The sequence below is a fragment of the Arthrobacter sp. Soil_C_60 genome (assembly GCF_057656375.1).
This window is the reverse complement of the sequence record NZ_JBDGKM010000007.1, coordinates 37,939-58,969: the sequence shown is the minus strand read 5'-3', so window position 1 is coordinate 58,969 and position 21,031 is coordinate 37,939. Positions and strand designations below refer to the sequence as shown.

24 protein-coding genes are annotated in these 21,031 nt (G+C 62.6%); 9 read left to right on the top strand and 15 right to left on the bottom strand.

The features are described 5' to 3' along the window. Window positions 1-10 precede the first annotated feature (10 nt). Window positions 11-1,312 (bottom strand): MFS transporter, encoded by a 1,302-nt coding sequence (locus AC3A4M_RS14775; protein WP_498736465.1) that lies wholly within the window; start codon window positions 1,310-1,312, stop codon window positions 11-13. Window positions 1,313-1,453: 141 nt separating this feature from the next. Here AC3A4M_RS14775 and AC3A4M_RS14770 point away from each other — a divergent pair, with 141 nt between their 5' ends. Continuing rightward, window positions 1,454-1,954, top strand: coding sequence for a DUF3237 domain-containing protein (locus AC3A4M_RS14770; RefSeq protein WP_498736464.1), 501 nt, complete (start codon window positions 1,454-1,456; stop codon window positions 1,952-1,954). A 112-nt stretch (window positions 1,955-2,066) separates the two neighbouring features. Here AC3A4M_RS14770 and AC3A4M_RS14765 read toward each other — a convergent pair whose 3' ends face one another. Further along, complete coding sequence (locus tag AC3A4M_RS14765) at window positions 2,067-3,359, bottom strand: Y-family DNA polymerase (protein WP_498736729.1); 1,293 nt, start codon at window positions 3,357-3,359, stop codon at window positions 2,067-2,069. A gap of 30 nt (window positions 3,360-3,389) precedes the next feature. Further along, window positions 3,390-3,803, bottom strand: a complete 414-nt coding sequence (locus tag AC3A4M_RS14760) for a LexA family protein (RefSeq protein WP_498736728.1) — start codon at window positions 3,801-3,803, stop codon at window positions 3,390-3,392. A gap of 481 nt (window positions 3,804-4,284) precedes the next feature. Here AC3A4M_RS14760 and AC3A4M_RS14755 point away from each other — a divergent pair, with 481 nt between their 5' ends. From AC3A4M_RS14755 to AC3A4M_RS14730, 6 genes are all read left to right on the top strand, one after another. Beyond that, entirely contained in the window at window positions 4,285-4,539 is a 255-nt protein-coding gene (locus AC3A4M_RS14755) for a glutaredoxin family protein (RefSeq protein WP_498736463.1), read from the top strand. Between the two features lie 38 nt (window positions 4,540-4,577). After that, a complete protein-coding gene (locus AC3A4M_RS14750) occupies window positions 4,578-5,213 on the top strand; it encodes a single-stranded DNA-binding protein (RefSeq protein ID WP_498736462.1) in 636 nt (211 codons plus the stop codon). A 28-nt stretch (window positions 5,214-5,241) separates the two neighbouring features. Next, window positions 5,242-5,673 carry a P-loop NTPase family protein gene (locus tag AC3A4M_RS14745; protein ID WP_498736461.1) on the top strand — a complete coding sequence of 144 codons (432 nt, stop codon included), beginning with the start codon at window positions 5,242-5,244 and terminating at the stop codon, window positions 5,671-5,673. 208 nt (window positions 5,674-5,881) lie between these two features. Continuing rightward, a complete protein-coding gene (locus tag AC3A4M_RS14740) occupies window positions 5,882-6,127 on the top strand; it encodes a ParB family protein (protein ID WP_498736460.1) in 246 nt (81 codons plus the stop codon). Next, window positions 6,124-6,369, top strand: coding sequence for a helix-turn-helix domain-containing protein (locus AC3A4M_RS14735; RefSeq protein WP_498736459.1), 246 nt, complete (start codon window positions 6,124-6,126; stop codon window positions 6,367-6,369). Before AC3A4M_RS14740 ends, AC3A4M_RS14735 begins: the two co-directional genes overlap by 4 nt. Window positions 6,370-6,604: 235 nt before the next feature. Then, complete coding sequence (locus tag AC3A4M_RS14730) at window positions 6,605-6,748, top strand: hypothetical protein (protein ID WP_498736458.1); 144 nt, start codon at window positions 6,605-6,607, stop codon at window positions 6,746-6,748. A gap of 116 nt (window positions 6,749-6,864) precedes the next feature. Here the strand turns inward: AC3A4M_RS14730 and AC3A4M_RS14725 are convergent, their stop codons facing one another. After that, window positions 6,865-7,164, bottom strand: a complete 300-nt coding sequence (locus AC3A4M_RS14725) for a DUF4193 domain-containing protein (RefSeq protein ID WP_498736457.1) — start codon at window positions 7,162-7,164, stop codon at window positions 6,865-6,867. A gap of 283 nt (window positions 7,165-7,447) precedes the next feature. On the opposite strand from AC3A4M_RS14725, the gene AC3A4M_RS14720 reads away from it, so the two are divergent. Together AC3A4M_RS14720 and AC3A4M_RS14715 are read left to right on the top strand one after the other, a co-directional pair. Continuing rightward, entirely contained in the window at window positions 7,448-7,582 is a 135-nt protein-coding gene (locus AC3A4M_RS14720) for a hypothetical protein (RefSeq protein WP_498736456.1), read from the top strand. Between the two features lie 262 nt (window positions 7,583-7,844). Then, window positions 7,845-8,882 (top strand): LLM class flavin-dependent oxidoreductase, encoded by a 1,038-nt coding sequence (locus AC3A4M_RS14715; RefSeq protein ID WP_498736455.1) that lies wholly within the window; start codon window positions 7,845-7,847, stop codon window positions 8,880-8,882. Between the two features lie 529 nt (window positions 8,883-9,411). On the opposite strand, the gene AC3A4M_RS14710 is transcribed toward AC3A4M_RS14715, so the two are convergent. The 11 genes from AC3A4M_RS14710 to AC3A4M_RS14660 form a co-directional block, all read right to left on the bottom strand. After that, window positions 9,412-9,636, bottom strand: coding sequence for a hypothetical protein (locus AC3A4M_RS14710; RefSeq protein ID WP_498735147.1), 225 nt, complete (start codon window positions 9,634-9,636; stop codon window positions 9,412-9,414). A 675-nt stretch (window positions 9,637-10,311) separates the two neighbouring features. Beyond that, the gene (locus tag AC3A4M_RS14705) at window positions 10,312-11,175 is read right to left on the bottom strand and encodes an ABC transporter substrate-binding protein (protein WP_498736454.1); all 864 of its coding nucleotides are present in this window, start codon (window positions 11,173-11,175) and stop codon (window positions 10,312-10,314) included. A gap of 28 nt (window positions 11,176-11,203) precedes the next feature. Next, window positions 11,204-11,968, bottom strand: coding sequence for an amino acid ABC transporter ATP-binding protein (locus AC3A4M_RS14700; protein ID WP_498736453.1), 765 nt, complete (start codon window positions 11,966-11,968; stop codon window positions 11,204-11,206). Further along, complete coding sequence (locus tag AC3A4M_RS14695; RefSeq protein ID WP_498736452.1) at window positions 11,968-12,885, bottom strand: amino acid ABC transporter permease; 918 nt, start codon at window positions 12,883-12,885, stop codon at window positions 11,968-11,970. Before AC3A4M_RS14695 ends, AC3A4M_RS14700 begins: the two co-directional genes overlap by 1 nt. Beyond that, window positions 12,878-14,329, bottom strand: coding sequence for an argininosuccinate lyase (argH, locus tag AC3A4M_RS14690; RefSeq protein ID WP_498736451.1), 1,452 nt, complete (start codon window positions 14,327-14,329; stop codon window positions 12,878-12,880). The genes AC3A4M_RS14695 and argH overlap by 8 nt, the downstream gene beginning before the upstream one ends. 287 nt (window positions 14,330-14,616) lie before the next feature. Further along, on the bottom strand, window positions 14,617-15,696 hold the full coding sequence (locus tag AC3A4M_RS14685; protein ID WP_498736450.1) for a LacI family DNA-binding transcriptional regulator: 1,080 nt from the start codon (window positions 15,694-15,696) through the stop codon (window positions 14,617-14,619). Window positions 15,697-16,007: 311 nt separating this feature from the next. Then, the gene (locus AC3A4M_RS14680; RefSeq protein WP_498736449.1) at window positions 16,008-17,429 is read right to left on the bottom strand and encodes an MmgE/PrpD family protein; all 1,422 of its coding nucleotides are present in this window, start codon (window positions 17,427-17,429) and stop codon (window positions 16,008-16,010) included. After that, on the bottom strand, window positions 17,330-18,166 hold the full coding sequence (locus tag AC3A4M_RS14675; RefSeq protein WP_498736448.1) for a polysaccharide deacetylase family protein: 837 nt from the start codon (window positions 18,164-18,166) through the stop codon (window positions 17,330-17,332). The genes AC3A4M_RS14680 and AC3A4M_RS14675 overlap by 100 nt, the downstream gene beginning before the upstream one ends. Window positions 18,167-18,182: 16 nt before the next feature. Further along, window positions 18,183-19,016: a polysaccharide deacetylase family protein gene (locus AC3A4M_RS14670; protein WP_498736447.1), complete on the bottom strand. Its 834-nt coding sequence runs from the start codon at window positions 19,014-19,016 to the stop codon at window positions 18,183-18,185. Between the two features lie 130 nt (window positions 19,017-19,146). Continuing rightward, the gene (locus tag AC3A4M_RS14665; protein ID WP_498736446.1) at window positions 19,147-20,130 is read right to left on the bottom strand and encodes an NAD(P)H-quinone oxidoreductase; all 984 of its coding nucleotides are present in this window, start codon (window positions 20,128-20,130) and stop codon (window positions 19,147-19,149) included. A gap of 34 nt (window positions 20,131-20,164) precedes the next feature. Continuing rightward, on the bottom strand, window positions 20,165-21,019 hold the full coding sequence (locus AC3A4M_RS14660; protein ID WP_498736445.1) for an ABC transporter substrate-binding protein: 855 nt from the start codon (window positions 21,017-21,019) through the stop codon (window positions 20,165-20,167). Window positions 21,020-21,031 lie beyond the last annotated feature (12 nt).

Sequence of the window (21,031 nt, the reverse complement as noted above, 5' to 3'; positions counted from 1 at the left end):
GCCATGCCGGCTAACGCAGTTCGGCGCCCTTGGTTTCGGGCATCTTGGCGATGACCAGCGCACTAATCAAGCACAAGACAATCATGTAGGCCACAAAGATCCAATGCATGTCGATGGACGACAGCCAGGTGTTCAGGTACGGGGCCGTTCCGCCGAACACGGCGCCGGATGTGGCATAGCCCAGACCGATGATCGTGGCCCGCAGCCGTGTTGGTACAAGCTCGGCAAAGACTGCACCAAGCGGCGCGCAGTTTGCGGCGAGCAGGATGGACCCGAGCGCCATGGTGCCGAACAGGGCAACAGGGTTTCCGCTGAGCAACCCTTCCAGCGGGAACGCCATGAGGGCGAAACCCGCGGCGAAGATGATGAGGACCGGACGGCGCCCCCATTTGTCTGAGAGCCAGCCCATCACAGGAATAGCCAGCAGGAACACGGCCTGCCCCAGGAGCCCTGCGACCAGCGAGGCGTTGGGGTCCATACCGAAAGCGCGCACAGCATAACCGGGGGCGAAAATGAACCAGGTGTAGAAGGCCACCACACCGCTGATCGTCAGGCCGATGATCTGGAACAGCCCGCGACGTTCGCGCACCAGCTCGGCAACGACCTCGGCCAGGCGTGGCCGAGCGCCGCCGTCGTTCTCCTTGGCCTCGGCATGGACCGTCGACTCCGTCATCGTGCGGCGGATGACGATGGCGTAAACGCCCAGGAGCGCGCCGATGGCGAAGGGGATGCGCCAGCCGAACCCGGTCATCTGCTCATCGGTCAGCAGGGCAGTAAGCAGCACACCGGTGCCGGTAGCCAGCATGGTCCCGGCCGCGACGCCTAGCCACGGAGTGCTGGACCACAGCCCCCGCTTGTGACGCGGTGCCATCTCGGCCAGATAGGTGAAGGCGGACCCCGTTTCCCCACCATGCGAGAGTCCCTGCAGGAGCCTGGCGGCAAGAAGCACGACCCCGGCGAAGACGCCCACCGAATCAAACGTCGGCGCGACCGCGATCACCAGGCTTCCGACCGCGGCGAGCAAGATGGCGAGCGTGAGACTGAACCGCCGGCCGCGCTCATCTGCGATGCGACCGAAGACCCAACCGCCGATGGGCCGCATCAAAAAGCCGACGGCGAAGATGGCCAGCGTGGACAGCAGGCTTGAAGTCGGATCCTCCGAGACGAAGAATTGCGCGGCAAAGAAGGGGGCGAAGATCGCATAAATGTTCCAGTCGAACCACTCGAGCGCGTTGCCGATGTTCACGGCGATCAAGTCTTTGCGCCTGCTGCGCTGCCGCGCCGGTGCGCTGGTTTGGATGCTCTGGGTCATGCCCGCTCCTCGAATGATGTGTGTGATTGCCTTCACACACCCTGCTAGTGGCCGTTGAAATTATCAACTATTTATTTTCGACATCATATGTCGGAAATGCAGCCATCCCTCCGCGCTCCCGGCACTGCTAACGTCGCTTCCATGACCCTCCAACCCACCGCTGCCGCGCCGGCCCCCACGCCAGTCACCGCACCGTCCACAACGTTCCTGGCCACCTTCGTAGTAGACGTGGCGGAGCCACTGGAAATAGGAGACACTGCGGAAGGCATCCGCAGGGTCATTCCCATCCAGGGCGGCACCGTTTCGGGCCCGCAATTGAACGGGAGAATTCTCGCCGGAGGCGCCGACTTCCAGCTGCTGCGTTCGGAGACCCTGACCGAACTCGAAGCAAAGTATGCCATCGAGACCGACTCCGGCGAGCGGATCTACGTGACCAACTTCGGCATCCGATCCGGATCGGTGGAGGACATTGCGGCACTTGTCCGCGGCGAGGAAGTCCCTGGCGAACGCATTTACTTCCGGTGTACTCCCCGCCTGCTTTCCGGAGGCCGGGAGTGGGGCTGGCTCTCCTCGCGAATCCTTGTCGGCTCCGGCACCCGGCTCCCGTCCCAGGTGCGGATCGACGTCTGGGTTCTGGACTAACAAACGCTCCCAACGGACCCGAAGCAGGGGCGTGAGCAATTCCCGCTACCGGCGCCGGTTGGATTTCATGAGACAGCCGGAACTTCTCCGGGGCGTGATCGGTGAACTCTCTCTAGCCTGCCTTGACCCGGAGCAGTTCGTCCCAGTCCGTCGTGTAGCGGGGCGAGCTGTGTTTGCGGGCCATGGTCCAGTCCGGCGGTGCCATCATGCCCGCGCGCCCGAGACCGATGCTGGTGGCCCCGTACTTGTCCTTGATCTTCCCGAGCAGGTCCCCGATGTTGCGGTGTTCGTGGACGGAGACGAATTCCTCGAACTGTGGCTGGACGCCGGCGGGGGAGAGGTCGGTGAGCATCACGCCGGCCCGCGCATACGGTACCCCTTCCTCCAGCTGGTCCTCCATGGCGCCGATCGCGGCCTTGGAGAGCAGGACTGGATCCGCGGTCGGCGCGGGCAGCTTCACCGTCCGCGACGGGAACGAGGACGCCCGCTCGTTGAACACCGAGGTGCCGGCGAAGACCGTCATGACCTTTGCCAGCTGCTTCTCCTTGGCCAGCCGGACGGCGGCCTGCTGGGCGTAGAGGCTCATCACCTGGTGCATGTCCGCAATGGTGGTGACGGGTTTGGAGAAGGACCGGGAAAAGATCATCTGCTTCTTATCCGCCCGCTCCGTTTCCAGCTGGATGCACGGGATGCCGTTGAGCTCCAGGATGGTGCGCTGCAGTACGACGGAGAACTTGCTGCGCATGAACACCGGATCCGCGGCCTTCAAATCCTTGATGGTGAAGATGCCCAGCGCGTTCAGGCGTTTGCCGAGCCGGCCGGCGATGCCCCAGATCCCGGTGACCGGGACGCGGGACATGATCCGCTCAATGTCCCGGGCAGGCATGGTGTCGAGGTTACAGACTCCACCGAGGTGCGGGTTCTGCTTCGCGATCCGGTTCGCGAACTTCGCCAGCGTCTTCGTCGGCGCGATCCCGACGCAGACGGGCAGCCCGGTGTGCCGGGCCACGGCGTCCCTGATCCCATGTCCCCGGGACACCAGCTCCTCCGGCTCCCCGTTGAGGCCTAGGAAGGACTCGTCGATGGAGTAGACCTCCTGCCAGGCCGCGTAGCGGCCCATTAGCTGCATCACCCGCGCCGACAGATCCCCGTACAGCTCGTAATTGCTCGAACGCTGGACCAGCCCCCACTCCCGTGCCTGCGCGGCCAGCTTGAACCACGGCTCGCCCATCCCGATACCCAGCGCCTTGGCCTCATTGGATCTGGCCACCACGCACCCATCGTTATTGGACAGCACCACAACCGGGACGCCCAGAAGCTTCGGATCGAACGCCCGCTCACAGCTGACATAGAAACTGTTTACGTCGACCAGGGCAATCCGTGACGGCTGCTTCTCCGGGACCATGGCAGTGGTGTTCACGTTCGAGGGCGCGCGTTAGAGGTAGTGGAGGCAGCGCTTGGCCACACCCCAGATACTCAGTTCCGCCAGCTCCGCGACGCGGATGTCCGGATAAGCGGGGTTCTCCGCCGCCAGGATCACACCATGGGGTGTGATGCGCAGGCGCTTGACTGTCAGCTCGCCGTCCAGGACCGCCACCACGACGGCGCCGTCCATCGGCTTTGCGGCCCGGTCCACAATCAGCTCATCCCCGTCACTGATGCCCGCTCCGGTCATGGAATCCCCGGACACCCGCACGATGAACGTGCTCGTCGTGTCATGGATCAGATGCTTGTTCAGGTCGATCCCGCCGTCAAAATAATCCTGCGCCGGCGACGGAAAACCTGCGCTGACCGCCGTCAGCGCGGCCAGAACCAGCGTCTCCGGAAAAGAACCCGGCAACGGCCTCAACGCAACGACAGCCGCCACAACACACCCTAAATAGAACATATATTCGAACAACTTCAGGTTAGCACCACGCAACCCGCCCGGCGACCGGAAGCGCCATGTACCACGCGCTGTGACCTAGGGGATTGCTTGCAAACCAAGCAATAAAAGCAAAGCAAGCGAACCCAGCAATGAGTGCCGCGCTGCCGCCGAGGTGGCGTGCGGCCGGCAACGAAAAACGCCAAAGCAAGACCGGGCCGGGGACGACAGGGTGGGGGAGCGGGGCAACCTCAGCCACAAACACGTAACCGAAGGCGCGGGACGGGTTCACAAACCAGGCTTAAGCGCAACAAATTTTCTACCCACCACGGGCTCCCGGGCGCACCAAAAACCCCTAGAATAAGCGGCAAAAACCCTAGTCATTCAGATGAATGAGCGCTAGAATAGAGGTAGCAAGTCATCCAGACGAACCTAACCAGAGCTGATACGAAACGCAGGACTGAACATGACTACTCCCACGGTTTACACGAAACCCGGCTGCTTCCCCTGCCGCAAGACCATCGAGAAGTTCCAGGCCGCCGGCATCGAACCGCACGTCGTGGACCTCACCGAAACCCCCGCAGCGCTCGACTACGTCACAGAGGAGCTCGGGTATTCCCAGGCGCCCATCGTGGTCATCGACGACGACTTCCACTGGTCCGGCCTGAACCCCGACGGCATTCAACGGGCCATCACCGCCCTCACCCGTACCACCGACTGATCCGCCGCGAACGAAACCAGAGAACAGGACGCATAACCATGTCAGGCGAAAACAGCATCACCGTCACCGGCAACCTCACCGCCGACCCCGAACTGCGCTTCACAGCCTCCGGTACAGCGGTCGCGAACTTCACCATCGCCTCCACCCCCAGGACCTTCGACCGCCAGGCCGGCGAGTACAAGGACGGGGAGACCCTGTTCCTGCGTGCTTCCGTCTGGCGGGAAGCGGCCGAATACGCCGCCGAAACCCTCACCAAAGGCGCCCGCGTCATCGCCCAGGGCCGGCTCAAGCCCCGCAGCTACGAAACCAAGACCGGAGAGAAGCGCACCGTGATGGAGCTGGAGATCGACGAGATCGGCGTATCCCTGCGCTTTGGGCCCGCGACGGTCCACCGCGCACAACGGGCCACCAACCAAGGCGCCGATGAGCCTGCTGGTGTGCATCCGGTGGACCTGCTGCCGATCAGCCCGCGCGAATACGCCGACGACGACGCCTGGTTCGGCAAAATCGCCAACCCGGAAGGCCGGGGCAACCCAACACCAACCCAACCCGACGATCGGGATGCGCCGGCGGAGGAGCCGGTCTTCAAAGGACTGTCGCTGCCGCCCGGTACGCTGACCTGGAAGGGACGCACCGCCGGGCCCACCACCCCAGTCAATTCCTTAGATCGTTGACTGAACCTCTTCCACGAAGGGTAAGAACATGACACACGAAGATGACCTCCGTGCCTGGGCCAAAGGCATGTACACCTACGAAGCGGCCACCGAGCTGCTGCTGCGCGCCTTCAACGGACGCTACGCCGATCCCCGGCAGCCCTGGATCCATACCGACGAAGACAGCGGAAAACCGTGGATCGACTTCGAATCCATCCCGGAATTCGTTGACGGCAATTCCGGTGGGGAGCGCAGGTTCCTGCTGCTGGCCGCCTCCATCGCCGCGGACGTGCCCATCGCCCTGGGCGACACGGTCAGCGGACTGGACCGGGACAACCTGCAGCTGGTGCTCGCCGCGATCGCCCATACCGGCGGCAGCCACGAACACTCCGATGTCCGCACCAACGATGACGGCACCATGGTCCTCCATGGCAAGCTGGAGAGCCTCTACCCCTGGCCCCGGACACTGCGCTCCGTCTAAACCGGGGGAGTGCCGTTACCGGGGAGACCGCCCTCCCGGCGCCACAGTCATGGCAATGGAGTGACAAAAAAATGAAGGCCCCGGCCGTGCGGAACATCGTTGGGGGGAATGTGCCCGCGCGGCCGGAGCCAACAAAGGGTCCCAGGCCGGATACAACCAGTTTGGGGGAAACCATCAATCAACAGCCCGGAACCATCAAAGAGTTTACATGAGCAAAAGTAAGCCAGCTTCCTTCACCCCCTACTTCACCGAGGACGACGCCGGACAGGTCCGGGCGGCCTTCCTGGCCGCCGGCCGCCAGGAGGGTTATGCCTCCATTTCGGAACTGATCGAAGCGGCCACCCTGCACGAAGTACGCCGGCTGCAACGCAAATACAACCAGTCCCGGCCATGGAAACCGGCACCGCCCGGTGCCCTGCGGCCAGGACAACGAACCCGGGAAGAACAACAATGACCGACGCCCCTGCCCGGCGCAGATTCCTCAAACTCGACGACGTGATGGAAATCCTCAACATTTCCCGCGCCCAGACCTACGCCCTGGTCCGCTCCGGAGACCTCGAAGGGATCCAGATCGGCGGACGGAACATCTGGCGGGTCGAGGAAGCGAAACTCCAGGAATTCATTGACGCGGCCTACCGCAAGACCGCCGAAGCCATCGCCACGGGCGAGGTCGACGACGAACCGGCAGAAGACTGAAAGACGCACCAGACCAGGAGGCACTTAGCGAGGCCGGGACGGGCCCAAAGATTTACCGGCTGCGACGAAGCAGGCCGGAACCAGGTCCCTTTGGGCGAGGGGTAAACAGGACGGCCCGCACTTTTGCGGGCCTTCCGCCTGCAGCCTCCGGCTCTTGGTTATTCACCGGCAGCAGGCCGCCCTGCTACGCGTGTCCAAGGGCTTACGGCCCGCCAGACAGCTTTAAGGTCAAGTTATGGATAGGGACCAGACCTGCGAGATTGAAGGGCAGACCTCCATCAACGAGCTGCTCGGCGAGCCGGTCGGCGTTGCTCCCATTCAGCTGGTGCTGCCGATTTACGTGCAACTCGGTCCGGGGGAATTCCGGCGGCTGTCCTGACGCTGCGCAAGGCCCGGTTGGATTACCGGGTCATGCGCGTGGTTTGCCGGCGTCAGTTGGATGCTGAACACCCCTTCACGGGTCTGTTCCGGAACAAGCGCTTGCGGGTTGGCGGGTCAGCTTTCGCAGTCCCGGCAGTATTTCATGCCGTCTTTCTCCCTGGCGATCTGGGAGCGGTGGCGGATCAGGAAGCAGGACATGCAGGTGAATTCGTCCTGGCGCGGCGGGACGATGGTGACGACCAGCTCCTCGGCGGAGAGGTCGGCGCCGGGAAGGTCGATGCCTTCAGCGGTGTCGGCTTCGTCGAGGTCGATGACAGCGGTTTGCGCGCCGGCCCGGCTTGCCTGCAACGCCTCCAGTGACTGGACGGTCTGGTCGTCGTCTTTTGTCCGCGGCGCGTCGTAGTCGGTTGCCATGGCTGCTGGTTCCTGTCTGCTGTAGTGGCGTGCTGCTGGTTCAGAAGCGAACAACATATCGCGCCGCCGGCCTTGTTCCTGGCGGCGACACACCCGGTTTTGGGGACACGCCGGTTGGTTTCTGTGGACCGGTTATCCACCTCTCCCGGCCAAGGTGCCGGGGGCTCGGTGCAGGGCTTGTGGATGAGGTGTGGGCAGCGGGCGGACCGCCGGGGACGAGCCGTTCCGGAACCAGGCTTGGAGGCCTACGATGTTTCTCCACCATTAGGGAGGAAAGCCAACGATGCCCCGGCTTGACCAGGACGAGGAAAAGAAGTCATACCGGCTGCAGCTGGCCGGCGTGTGGATCGGCGCGGCGGGCCTGCTGGTGGCACTGGTCCGGGCGGTCCTGGACCTGTGGGGCATCGCGGCCCGATAAGCGCTGCCCTGGGCGGACGCTGCACAAACGCAAAGTTCCCTGCCCACAACCGGGGACAATCCTCCTGGGTTATCCACCGCTACGGCTGCCGGGGAGCTACCCCAACGGCTCCCAAATCTTCAGCCGTGGATAACCCGGATTCACCCCAATCATGGACATCCCGGAGTCACCACCGGATCGGGCATAACAACCAGCAACCAACGATTATCCCTTGACAAGCCCATAGAGGCCGAGGCCCGCGGGAATAAGAACCGCCGCAACCATGTTCGTTTCCGCTGTGAAGAGCATCGGATTTCTGTCCTTCGGCCATTGGACCGACCACCCGGAGTCCGGCACGCGCACCGCGTCGGACGCGCTGTTGCAGGGGATCGACCTCGCGGTCGCGGCCGAGGAGCTGGGGGCGGACGGCGCCTACTTCCGCGTCCACCACTTCGCGCAGCAATACGCCTCCCCGTTCCCGCTGCTCGCTGCCATCGGGGCGCGGACAAACCGCATTGAGATCGGTACCGGCGTGATCGACATGCGCTACGAGAACCCTCTCTACATGGCGGAGGACGCCGGCGCGGCCGACCTGATCTCGGGCGGCCGACTGCAGCTGGGCATTAGCAGGGGTTCACCCGAGCAGGTCATCGACGGGTGGCGTCACTTCGGCTTCGTCCCCGCCGAGGGCGAGTCGGACGCGGACATGGGCCGCAGGCACACCGAGCGTCTGCTCGAGGTGCTCACCGGCGAGGGCTTCGCGGCACCGAATCCCCGCCCGATGTTCCCGAACCCTCCGGGCCTGCTGCGCGTGGAGCCGTACTCGGAGGGCTTGCGCGATCGCATCTGGTGGGGTTCCGGCTCGAACGCCACGGCCATCTGGGCCGCGAAGCTCGGCATGAACCTGCAGAGCTCCACGCTCAAGGATGACGAGAGCGGTAAGCCGTTCCACGTCCAGCAGGCCGAACAGATCGAGCTGTACCGGCAGGCCTGGAAGGAGGCCGGGCACGAGCGGGAGCCGCGCGTCTCGGTCAGCCGCAGCATCTTCGCGCTGACGGACGAGCGAGACTGGCAATACTTCGCCCGCGACCGCCACAGCTCCGACCAGATAGGCAATATTGACGAGAAAACGCGGGCGGTCTTTGGCCGCTCCTACGCGGGTGCCCCGGACGAGCTGGCCGCGAAGCTGGCCGAGGATGAGGCAATCGCCATGGCAGACACACTGCTGCTCACGGTCCCGAACCAGCTCGGCGTTGACTACAACGCCCACGTCATCGAGTCGATCCTGAAGTATGTGGCGCCGCAGCTGGGCTGGCGCTGACCCCTCGTACTGCAGTCGCGGTCAATTGCGGCTGTGTCGACGTTCTGACCTAACTTTCCAACCAAGGCCGATATCTGCACTGAATCGAATACTGCCGAATCGGCAGATCGGCAGGGCGAGGCATGCGCGTCTTGAGACAAATTTGAGCTAACCCTGCGGAATCCTTGAGCTTTCTCGCGCACTCTTAGACCAGCAGATGGCGGGAGTTGAAGCCGGAGTCCGGCTACTGGGGAGTGCACGGACTGTCAGCGGCCGGCTCGTCTCGGCTTATAGGGCGCGGGGCACGGACAGGACTTTGGGGAGACCTGTCCGCCCCGACACCCGTCCCTCGCAGCTATTAGCCCCGGAAATCTGCCAAACTTTGCGGTTTGACGGCGAACCTTCGCTACTTTCGATTCGTCCCGAAGAGATTGCTTGTGCACGTCCAACCATCAGGATGCATGTCTCGTTATCGGTGTTCAAGATGCAGGGTGACTTTCAGTGTCCCGAGAAGCTTGCACCTGCGGATGTCCTCTAGCCAGGGAGCTGTTCAGACCTCAGTGTGGTCCGCTATAGCTTCTTCTGTGATGCCGTACGGCACGTTTTCGCTCAGCTCGACGGAGAATTGACCCGGGCCGGTCTTGGTGACCAGAATGCCGTGGGTTCCCTCTTTTACGGCAAGGCGCCGTAGTTCATCCACCACGATGTCGAGTAACCGCTGTGCTTCCTCGGCCGTGGTGGCCGTGATCTTCTTCTGCGCCGTCGTCGTGGTCATGGAATCTATTTTCCCCTCTTTATGGCTAGGCATCCTATGCCGGGTGCACCTTCGGACCGTGCTCCTGCACGCGCCCACCGAAAGGCTCATGATGTGTGGTCAGGGTGAGTAGCGGCGGAAGCCGGCCGCTTGAGGCAGCTACCTCCATGGTCGCTGCTGCTCCCGCTCAAACCCAATTGAGAGAGACTCCGTGCCAATTACCACTGCCGTCATATGCGCCGTTATCGGCGAAGGCCGGACCCCTTCACTTGCGCGATTTACAGCAGACTCACGCCTACTCGACACGAGATGGGGGCGTCCCCGGCGCGAGCGAAGCCGTCGTGCGTGAACGCCTGGAGGAACCAGGACCGGCCTCAGCTCCACGAGGGGGACACGCACCGACGCCGGCTCGGAGGCATGGGGGCGTGGCGGGGTAACGGTTAAATATCGCGAGCGGCGGTACCACTGACGGACATCAGGCACCAAAGGGAGGCACACCATGAGGGGATGCATGCAGAACGGTACTCCGCATCCTCTGCGCTGTCTTAGTTCGTAACTGGGAAACTCTTGTGCCGCGCTCACATAACCCCCTCGGGCACGGTATGGATTGCCCCGGGTAGCTGATGTTTCTCAGCTACCCGGGGCAATACGGACTATCGATTGAGTGATGTTTGGCTCAATGCCACGCGTTGGCGGTCAGGATGTGGCACCGTTGATGACGGGTTCCATGGATCCGTACTCGATGTTCCAGCGCTTGAGTACGTCCTGGTAGGAGCCGTTCTGTTGCATTTCCTGCAGTCCTTCGACAATGGCGTTGGTCAGCTGGTCGTTGCCTTTTTTCACTAGGATGCCGAGGGGCTTGGACGGCAGGGGATCCAGGACGGTTGCGTACTTGCCGGGGTCGCTCTGCTCAAAGTACGCGAGGTTCTCTCCGCTCTGTGCGGCCAGGTCGGCCCGCCCTTGGTCAATCTGCAGGCGTGCCGCCGTGCCGGAGTCGGTGGAGAGGACTTCCACGCCCTCTAGGCCTTTGTCTTCGCATTCGCGCTTGCTGAGTTCGGCGACCTGCGTGAAGTAGTCGGTCTTGCCGCTGACAGCGAGCTTCTTCCCACAGATATCGGTGATATCCGTGAACTCTGCAGCTCTGTCCCCGGTAGTGTAGATACGGCCCTGGGACTTGAAATAGTCGACGAAATCAGCGGTCTTCTGTCGCTCCTTGGTGTCGGACATCCCAGACATGACGATATCGACACGGCCGGTCTGGGCGGAATTGATCAACTGGTCGAACGGTGCCTCGACGATTTCGATCTCCACGCCCAGGACTTTGCCCAGTTCCTTCTGCAGATCGACGTCCGCGCCCACGTATTCTCCATCGTCGTTCTTGAACTCCATTGGCGGCAGGTTGGCCGAGAGGCCGACCCGCAGGGTGCCGGATGCGGCGATTTCCGCCGGCAGCCCTTCGGCATCGGCACTCGTGGCACCGGTGCCGCCACCAACACAGGCGGAAAGCCCCAGGGCTGCTGAGATGACAATGGGCAGTACAAATTTGCGGGGTGCAAACATGATGGGTCTCCTTGGAAAAGTCTGTTGTCTAGAGGACACGGGACAAGAACGCCCGGGTCCTGTCGTTCTGCGGCCTGTCGAGAACTTCTGCCGGAGACCCGATTTCCGCGATCCGCCCGTCATGGACGAACGCCACACGGTCGGCGACTTCACGGGCGAAACCGATCTCGTGCGTCACAACAACCATGGTCAGGCCGGAGCGGGCCAGGTCTTTCATGACGTCCAGGACTTCCCCTACGAGTTCGGGATCCAGTGCGGAGGTCGGCTCGTCGAAGAGCATCAGCTCGGGCCGCATGGCCAGTGCCCGCGCGATCGCCACGCGCTGCTGCTGCCCGCCGGAGAGCTGCTTGGGGTAGGCGTCCTCACGTCCGGACAGACCGACGCGTTCGAGCAGGCGCAACGCGTACTTTTTTGCGTCCTGCGGCTTCTCCCGATTGACCTGCACGGGGCCCTCGATGATGTTTTCCAGCACCGTCATATGGGGAAAGAGGTTGAAACGCTGGAACACCATGCCGATCCGGCTGCGTTGCCGCGCTGCCGCCTTGTCGTCGAGTTCATACAGCCTGTCCTTGGACTGGCGGTAGCCGACGACTTCGTCCCCGAACCAGATCCGGCCCTGGGAAACGGCTTCGAGGTGGTTGATGCATCGCAGGAAGGTGCTCTTGCCGGACCCGGAGGCACCCAGCAGGCAGACGACCTCTCCCTGCGTGACCTCGAGGTCGATGCCCTTGAGGACTTCATTGGTGCCGAAGCTTTTGTGGACCTGTTCGGCTTTGACCAGCACGTTGTTCATCAGACGTCCTTCCGGTTGGTTCCGAAGAATTTACGCAGCGCCTGGATCGGCGTGAGGGGAAGTTGCCGGCTGCTGGAGCCCTTGGCGAAGTGCCGTTCGAGGTAGAACTGCCCGATGTTCAGCAGCGACACCGCCCCCAGATACCAGACGGCGCACACGATCAGCAGTTCCATAATCCGGTTGTTGACGAAGTAGACGTGCTGCGCGGCGAGAAGGACCTCGCTGACGCCGATCGCCGAGGCGAGGGAGGTGGTTTTGAGCATGCCGATGACCTCGTTGCCCACCGGAGGAATGATCACGCGCATCGCCTGCGGCAGTACGATGCGGCGCATCGTCTGCAGCTTGGTCATGCCCACCGCCTGGGCGGCCTCGGTCTGCCCTTCATCCACGGAGAGGATACCGCTGCGTACGACCTCGGATGTATATGCGCCCTGGTTCAGGCCCAGGCCTATCGAGGCGGCCACGAAGGGGCTGAGGACGTCGATCATCCGGCCTTCGTAGATGCCCGGGATGCCGATGACTGGGAAGATGAGCGCCAGGTTGAACCACATCAGCAGCTGCAGGTAGACGGGCGTTCCCCGGAAGACCCAGACGTAGAGCCAGGCCACGCCGTAGACAACCGGGTTTTTGGACAGGCGCATGACGGCGGTCAGCACGCCCAGGGCGAGTCCGATGGCCATGGCGACCACGGTGAGGACCAGGGCCACGCCGATGCCCTTGATGATGGCCTCTGCTGTCAGGTATTCCTGGACGGTGGGCCAGTGGATCTGGGCTTGGGCGAAGGAGACGGCAAGCCACACGAGGAAGACGGCGACGCCGCCCGCCGCGATCCAGCGGCCGGGGTGGCGGCGCGGGACGATGCGCAGTTCGGCCGCCGGCAGACGGTTCCCGTTCTCGACGATGGTTGGGCTAGACATCCGCGGTCACTCCTTCCGGCGTTGCCATCTGCACTGCCGCCCATTCCCGGACCGTTTCGATGCCGGCACGCAGCCGGTCAAGCTGTTCCGCGACCCGCGCCGGTGCCGTACCGCCGAACCCGGAGCGTGCCGCCAGGGCCGCCTCCAGGGTCAGGACCGCGCGGACCTCGGGGATCAGACGGTCATCGACGGCGGCGAGCTGCTGGTCGCTGAGCTCGTCGAATCCGATCCCCGCGTCCTCGCAGAAGCGCACCAGCGCACCGGAGACCTCATGGGCCTCGCTGAACGGGACACCGCGCCGTGCCAGCCAGTCGGCGACCTCGGTGGCCAGTGTGAATCCGGCCTCCGCCTGCCGGGCAAGTTCCTCCTCGTTCACCCTAAAGGTCCTGATCAGTCCGGCGAGGGCCGGCAGCGTTACCTCCAGTGTTTCGACTGCGTCGAGGACGGCGTTCTTGTCTTCGGCGAGGTCCCGGTTGTAGGCCAGCGGAAGCGACTTCACGGCGGCCATGAGCCCCATGAGGTCGCCCAGGATCCGGCCCGCCTTGCCGCGGGCGAGTTCCGCGATGTCCGGGTTCTTCTTCTGCGGCATGATCGAGCTTCCCGTGCAGAAGGAGTCGTCCATGCGGATCCATCCGAACTGCTGCGAAGCCCAGCTGATAATTTCCTCGGACAGTCTCGAGAGGTCGATCAGGGTCAGGGAGCACACGAACACGAATTCGATGGCCGCGTCCCGGCTGCCGACCGCGTCGATGGAGTTCTCGGCGCTCTGCCGGTAGCCCAGTTCGAGCGCCGCCTGTTCCGGATGGAGCGCGAAGGTCGAGCCGGCCAATGCGGCCGCCCCCAGTGGCGAGACGGCTGCACGCTCATCCCAGTCCTGGAAACGGTGAAGGTCACGCAGCAGCGGCTGCGCGTGGGCCAGGAGTTGGTGGGCGAAGACCACGGGCTGTGCGGACTGGAGGTGCGTAAAGCCGGGGGCAGGGGTGCTTAGGTGCTGGTCTGCCTGCGATGCCAGGGCCTCGATCACAGAGATGATGTCGGACATGATCGGGCGGACCTTGTCCCGCATGTACAGCCGCAGGTCGTTGGCGGCCTGGTCATTGCGGGAGCGGCCGGCCCGGATCTTGCCGCCGGCCGGGCCCATCCGTTCGATAACGAGGCGTTCCAGGAACGTATGAACATCCTCATCGCCCGGTTGCGGGACCTGCGTCCCGGTGACGACGTCCGTTTCGACGGCGTCCAGGGTGCGCAGGAACTCGTCCAGTTCCGCGTCGTCGAGCAGCCCGCTGCGGTGAAGTTCGCGGACGTGTGCCCGGGAACCCCGCAGGTCATAGGGGGCCATGGCGAAATACCGCGGGTCGGAGCGGGAGAACCGGGTCAGCTCGGGGCTCGGTGCACCGTCAAAGCGGCCACCCCATAGGCTGTTGTTCTTGGTAATGGTTGTCATGGAAACCTCTGTTCAGGGGTATAACCCGGTCACGGGTATACGGACGTTGTTTATAGGTAAACAAGGAGGGCAGCCAGAAGCAGTGTCAACGCTGCCGCTTGTGCCGCCCGGATCGGACCGGTAATGGCCTCCCTATTGCCGCCAAGGCGTAGCTGACTCAACGGGAGACCGGTGTCTTATGTCACAAACAGGATGCCGGAGACCGGTGTCTGATGTCAATGAAACCGTTCGGGCGAGTGCATTCGGGAACGTTATATTAAGTTGACACTCCCGATGGGGCTAAGCATTTACTGGGGAGGGACCCGGGAATATGAAGCGACGGGTGGAACAACTGACCCGCGGACCATGAAAGTAGAAGCCAACTGGTGATCAGTAGCTGTCGGGCCGCCCTTATCGGCGCGCTGTATGAGTATCTCGGCTGCCAACGCACCCAGATCAAAAGCAGGTTGGGCCACGGCAGTAACTGGAGGTTCACTAACCTGCATCCACTCCGCGTCATCCAGGCTCACGAGGGAGAGGTCCTGGGGCATGCGCACGCCAAATTCCCGAATTGCCATGAACGCGGGCAATGCCACCCGGTTATACGAGGCGATCAAGGCAGAAGGCCGGTTTGGTTGCTGGAGCATCGCCCTGACGACGGACCGCACTTCATCCGGTGACATTGCTCCTGGCAGGAATTCGTATGTAATCCCGGCCTTGCGCGCAGTATCACGTATACCGCGGGCTTTCTCCGCAATGGTTGATATTGGCAGGGGGCGGCCGGCTTCCATCTCAGCCGGGGTCTTCAACGTTCCGGCCAAGTAGGCTACGTGGCTGTGCCCTTGGTCAATGAGGTACTGGGTGGCCACACAGGCATCGGCATAGTTGTCGGTGCCCACCCAGTCCGCAGGAACGTTGTCAGGACGGCGGTCCAGAAGAACCAAGGGCCGCCCCATGCGGACCACTTCCAACAGATGGCTGATATGTGGTCTCGACGAAGGGGCGATGATCAACCCATCTACGCGTTTCCTGAGAAAAACATCAATGGCATCACGTTCTGCTTCGACCTTCTCACCGGAACTGGACAGGATGACTTCGTAGCCGAAGCGCTTAGCCGTGGCGGCAACCCCTTGAACGGCTCTGGCAAAATACGGGTTCTCGATATCGCTGACCACCACCCCAATAGTGTTGGACCGTCCCGAGCTAACACTCCGAGCCAGCTCGTTAGGGCGGTAACCCAATGCTTCCGCCGCTTCCAAAACACTAAGCCGAAGTTTGGCGTTGACAGACCCGTACCCGCCAAGCGATCTGGCCGCGGTGGAACGGGATACGCCGGCCAGGCGGGCAACGTCACTAAGTGTGGCCTTCCCGAGCGGAAATGAACTCATCTTCTCTTTCCTGCGACCATTAATATCAATTTCTGCTAGCTTACCCAGAACAGAATCGACTACCTACTGGTATCATCCCCTCGACGCAGCCCCTTGTAGGCGGGCACATTAGGTTGTCCGCAGGTAGTGGGTTTTTGGCGGTTGTGCCGCGACTCCGCTGGATCGCAGTGCTAGCCCAGGCAGTATTTCTGGCCGGCGAACAAGCATCGTGGTTTACGACTGCGGTAGATGACAGCAAAAGTTGGTCGGCCACCGGGTTCCCAACGGCTCCAGCGGCCGGCAACTTCCCCTGACGCCGATCCAGGTGCAAGCTAGCTGAGCGGGGGAAGAGCTCCCAGTGGTGTGTTGCCGAGCCCGTCCACGAAATGCAGAAGCGATTCAATGCACTCGGGTGTCAGCTGCTCGTTGGTGAGGCGGATGAATTTTGCCTTTACTTCCCCGGCAGGGATCGGGTCACCTTCACTGCCGCGAGCGTTTACGCGTTCGATGATCGCGGAATCCCCTTCTGACTCGATCACCAATCGGGGCACCTGGGCTGATTCGTTTTCAATGATCACAACGCTGTTGGCTATGGAACGCACTACGGGCTCGTCGAATCGTTCGTATGAAACCGGGGCCAGAGATTCACCGAGGAGCAGAAGGGCGATTGCCACCGGCAGACTCATCCGTGCTGCATCTATTGTCTCGACTCGTTCCGGACAGATCATTTTCCGATGGAACGGATCCACGGTGATTTCGGCCCTCCGGAAACTGTGCGCCGAGCTCCCTGTCCGGGTGATGAAGTCTACTACTCCGTCCAGGGTGGCGTGGGCGCTGCGACAGCTCCCATAGAGCTTGATTGCCGAATGGTCTGCATGCCACGTCCGCCCCAATCGTTCTATCAGTGCATCAGGACTCGAATTTCCTCTGCCGTAATTGTCGAAATAGTTACCCCAACTGTCTTCGAAGATGTGCTCAGGGCCACGCATCCCAGCGGCAGCCAGCCGGACGGCGTCAATGCCGGCCGCGGCTGCGTTCGCCGGATGAAAACGCTTCGTCATCGTGCCGTCTACGGCAAAGGCCCACGTGCCGGCGCTCGAGCTCGCAGCAATCGCAAGAGCCGAGGCCGCCTGGGTAGCAGACAAGCCGAGGAAAGAGGCACCTGCAGCAGCGGAAGCGAAAACCCCGCAGGTACCGGTCGAATGCCAGCCGCTTTGATTGTGGGTCTGGTATCCACCAAGTGCATTCTGCATTCGGCGACCCACTTCGTACCCTACGGCCATCGCCGTCAGCAAAGCTTTCCCCGTCCGGTTTGTCCTGGGCTTTGCTGCCAAAGCAAGCAGCGTCGGCACCACCACCGATCCGGTGTGATCGCAACCTTCGGTATCGTCAATCTCCAGCGCGTGAGCGGCCACCGCGTTGACCCGGGCCGCGTGGGCGACGTCTCGCTTCCGTCCGCGGCACAGGACAGCTACATCTCCCGGTGCGCGAAAGACCTCCTCAGCTATCCTTGTCGCAGGATGCGTGCTGCCGGCTATTGCAGCGCCCATAGTGTCCAGAAGGTGGGACCGCATTCGTTCCAGGCGGTCATCACCTACCGTGGAGGGATTCACGGCGGAGATCCACTCACCGAGCGTCTTCACACGGCTCGTTTTCACCGTATGACCTCCGTGAAGAGCCGCTCGAACTGCTGATACGGGTGAATGGCTTCCAGCTGGACGGAGTCCGTAGCCAACTGGGCGGCTTGCTCGCATGTCATGAACGCGCTACGTCCATCGGCAAGTATCCGTTTGAGCAGGCGTTTGAGCATACGCGCCCGTCCAGGGGTTCCCATCAGTTCGGCATTGAGCCGAAGAATAAACATGCTTCCCCAGCGTGCGGCGCCTAGGTATTCGCGCCACCAATTCGCTTCAACTGTTTCAATGGGCGTGATCCGGGATTGCCCTGGCGGAAAGGGCGGGTCCAGATTGTAGGCAAGGTACTGGTAGTCCTCGAGTTCGTACCGGAAAGGGATCTCCATCAGCCCGCGGGCGATCTGGAAGGGCACGTCATCGGAGGGCAGCGAGGAGGACCAAGCAAATCCTTCTGCAGATGCCAGACGCGGGAAATCAAGCGCCCACTCCCCGGCGGGGACCCGGAAACCACGGGGGGCTTTCCCCAATACCGCCGCCAGGGCGTCCCTGCCCGCAGTCATCTCCGCCAGTTGGCCCTGCAGGTCAAGCTCATCGAAATCGAGGTGCAGATCGCCATGAACGCCAACGTCGTGGCTCCGGCCCGAGACTGCCTGGACCAATTCAGGATGTTCACGCGCAATACCGCCGGGAACGAACCAGGTTGCGGCCACGCCGACCTCGTCGAGCGCGCGCAGTATCCGCGCAGCCCCGGCGTCGACACCATACCGGCCGACCGAGCGCGATTTGGCCCGGTGGATATGGTCTCCGCCCCGCGCGAGGAATGGGAGATCCCCATCGATATCGACGGTGATGAGCACACCGCAGGATGCACCGTTAGGCCACTGCATGATTATCCTCTCCGAGATAGTAATCCACAATGTCCGCGCATCGGGCAAAGGTGATGGTTGGGTGAGACTGAAGATCAGCGATGAACTTTTCAAGCAGGAGCAGCCTGCCTGGGGTGCCAATTACCTTCGGATGCCAAATCGAAACGACGGCAAGCCCTTCCTCACCGCCTGCGCAGGCCTCTTCCTGCCAGGATCGGAAGACGGCGTCATAGGAGGCGATCCGATCGAGGCCGATTGGGAAATTCGGGGCACGGTGATAGGCGAATGCGGCATAGTCGTCGAATAAGGACTTCGCCGGCAACTCGGCAAGGCCGGTCGCGGGGTGCCGAAATGGCACGTCCCCGCTGCGCAGCGAACTCGAATACGTATACCCGTACTTTCCCAGCAGCCCGATTGTCGCGGGATCCAAATCGCCCGAGGGGGCACGAAAGCCAACCGCGGGCGATCCCAGCACGTCAACGAACGTCTGCTGTGAACGTTCCAGGATTGCCGCCTGCTCGGCCGCCGGCAATCCGTAGAAGGTCTCGTGGAGATCGCCGTGCCCGGCCATTTCGTGGCCCGCGTCCCGGATTGCCCGGCATTGATCCGGCCATTGGCGGACCACCCACGCAGGGGTGAAGAACGTCGCTGCTACCCCCGCCTGGGACAGGATCTCCAGGATTCTTGGTACCGCACGATGCGGCCCGTACGAACCGAACGTGAAATAACCGGGGCGTGTACGGATCGAGCCGTCGACGAGAGCCGAACCGCTGGGTCCGTCCAGGTCAAAGGCAACTCCGAAGAAGCCCCGTGGCGCCTCTGCTGGCTCATTAAGGTGCATCGCTATTATTTCTTCTCTCAAAATTGGACAAAACATCCCTGATCGTTGCCGGGAAGCAGGCCGTTGTGCCCGGTCGGGGGCCGGGCACCCGTCAGGGTCGCGCCGCGAGTGTCCTGCACGATGGGCCGGGCTAATTGCCCATCTGGAGGAGCACTTTGCCCTTATGTCTGCCGGATTCGGCATGCCGGTGGGCGGAGACGACATCCTCCAGCCGGAACACGCGGTCCACGACCGGACGCAGACGCCCGTCTGCGACCATGGGCCAGATCTCGCGCCGTACGCCTTCGAGGATCCGGGAGCGTTCAGCAAGAGGGCGGTCACGGAGCGAGGTGACGTGCAACGACATGCGCTTGCCCATCATCGCGCCCAGATCTACTTCGGCGACCTTGCCGCCCTGTACGCCGATCATCACGATCCGGCCGTCCATAGCTGTGGCCTCGATGTTTCGGGGCAAGTATGGGGCCCCCATGTTGTCGAGTACGATGTCAACGCCGGCGCCGCCGGTCTCCTGCCTAACGATGTCGACGAAATCTGCATCACGATAGTTGATCACCACGTCCGCTCCCAGCGTCCGGCAGAACTGAGCCTTCTCGTCACTGCCACAAGTGGTGAAGACCCGCGCGCCCAGTGCTTTGGCGATTTGAATTGCACCGGTCCCGATGCCCCCGCCGCCGCCGTGGATCAGAATGTTCTTACCGGATCGGAGCTCCCCGATATCGAACAGGTTGGACCAGACCGTAGCGGCCATCTCCGGGAGCGCCCCGACTTGCACGAGCGTCGGACCCTGGGGCGCCGGGAGGACCAGAGACGCATCGACTGCTACCTGCTCGGCGTATGCTCCTCCGGCTAGAAGCGCGCACACTTCGTCGCCGATCTCGAAGCCGGTGACATCCGTCCCGATGGCGGTGATCCGGCCCGCGCACTCCAGACCCAAGCGCTTGACCGCGCCTGGTTTCAGCCCGTACACACCACGTCGCTGCAACAGGTCCGCAAAGTTTAGTCCGGCGGAGACGACTTCGATGACGACCTCATTCGCAGCCGGCTCCGGCTCCCTGCTCTCGGTCAGCTGGAGTACCTCTGGGCCACCAGGACCGTTGTATTCGATTGCTCTCACAGTTCCCTCTTTCCTTGCCTTGATCTTGTTGGTTCTACTCGCTCGGCTGGTTGGCGAGGTTGATCGTGACCTCATCCACTCCGAATTCGCCGAGCCCGTATTTCTTCAGCAGTTCGTCGTAGGTCCCGTCTTCCTTAAGGCTGACCACTGCCTGTTGGATGTCGCCGACGAGTTCGTCGTTGCCTTTTTGAACGCCGATGCCGTAGCGGTCTTCGGAGATCGGATCGCCCAGCAACGTGTAGGTGTTGGGCTTGAGGGAGAGATGGTGGGCCAGACTGACTGTTCCGAGCATGGCACCGGCGATACGATCCTGTCGCAGCTGCAGGAGCACGTCGGAGGCCTCGGCGATTCGCAGCGTCTTAATCTGCTCGGACGGATCGCAGTTCTCTGCCGACCACTCCTCAAGGCGTTCTACGTACGTCGTGCCACTTACCGTGCCGACCGCATTTCCGCAGAGGTCCTCCGGAGTGCTGAGGTCGCCGGCGCGGTCGGCCGAGGTGAAGAACTGGGGTCCGTCTGTTACGTAGTCAACGAAGTCGATGGATTTTTGCCTCTCGGGCGTATCCGACATCCCCGACATGGTTGCGTCGATCCGGCCGGTACGAAGCGAATTGATCAGCTGGTCGAATTCCATTTCCTGCCATTCGACTTTCTTGCCGAGCTTCTGGCCGAGAGCTTCGCCGAGTTCGACGTCGAATCCGGTGAATTCCCCGGTGTCAGGATCCGTGTATTCCATGGGCGGGTAGCCGTTGGAGACGCCGAAGACGATTTTGTCGGTGTTGATGGTTCCGCTGTCGCCGGAAGCCGCGTGTTGTGAGCCGCTTCCGCAGCCGGCCAGCGAGAGAGCGGCGGCGGAGACGAGGGCGATAGAGGCCATTCGCTTGTTCATGGTGTGCCTTTC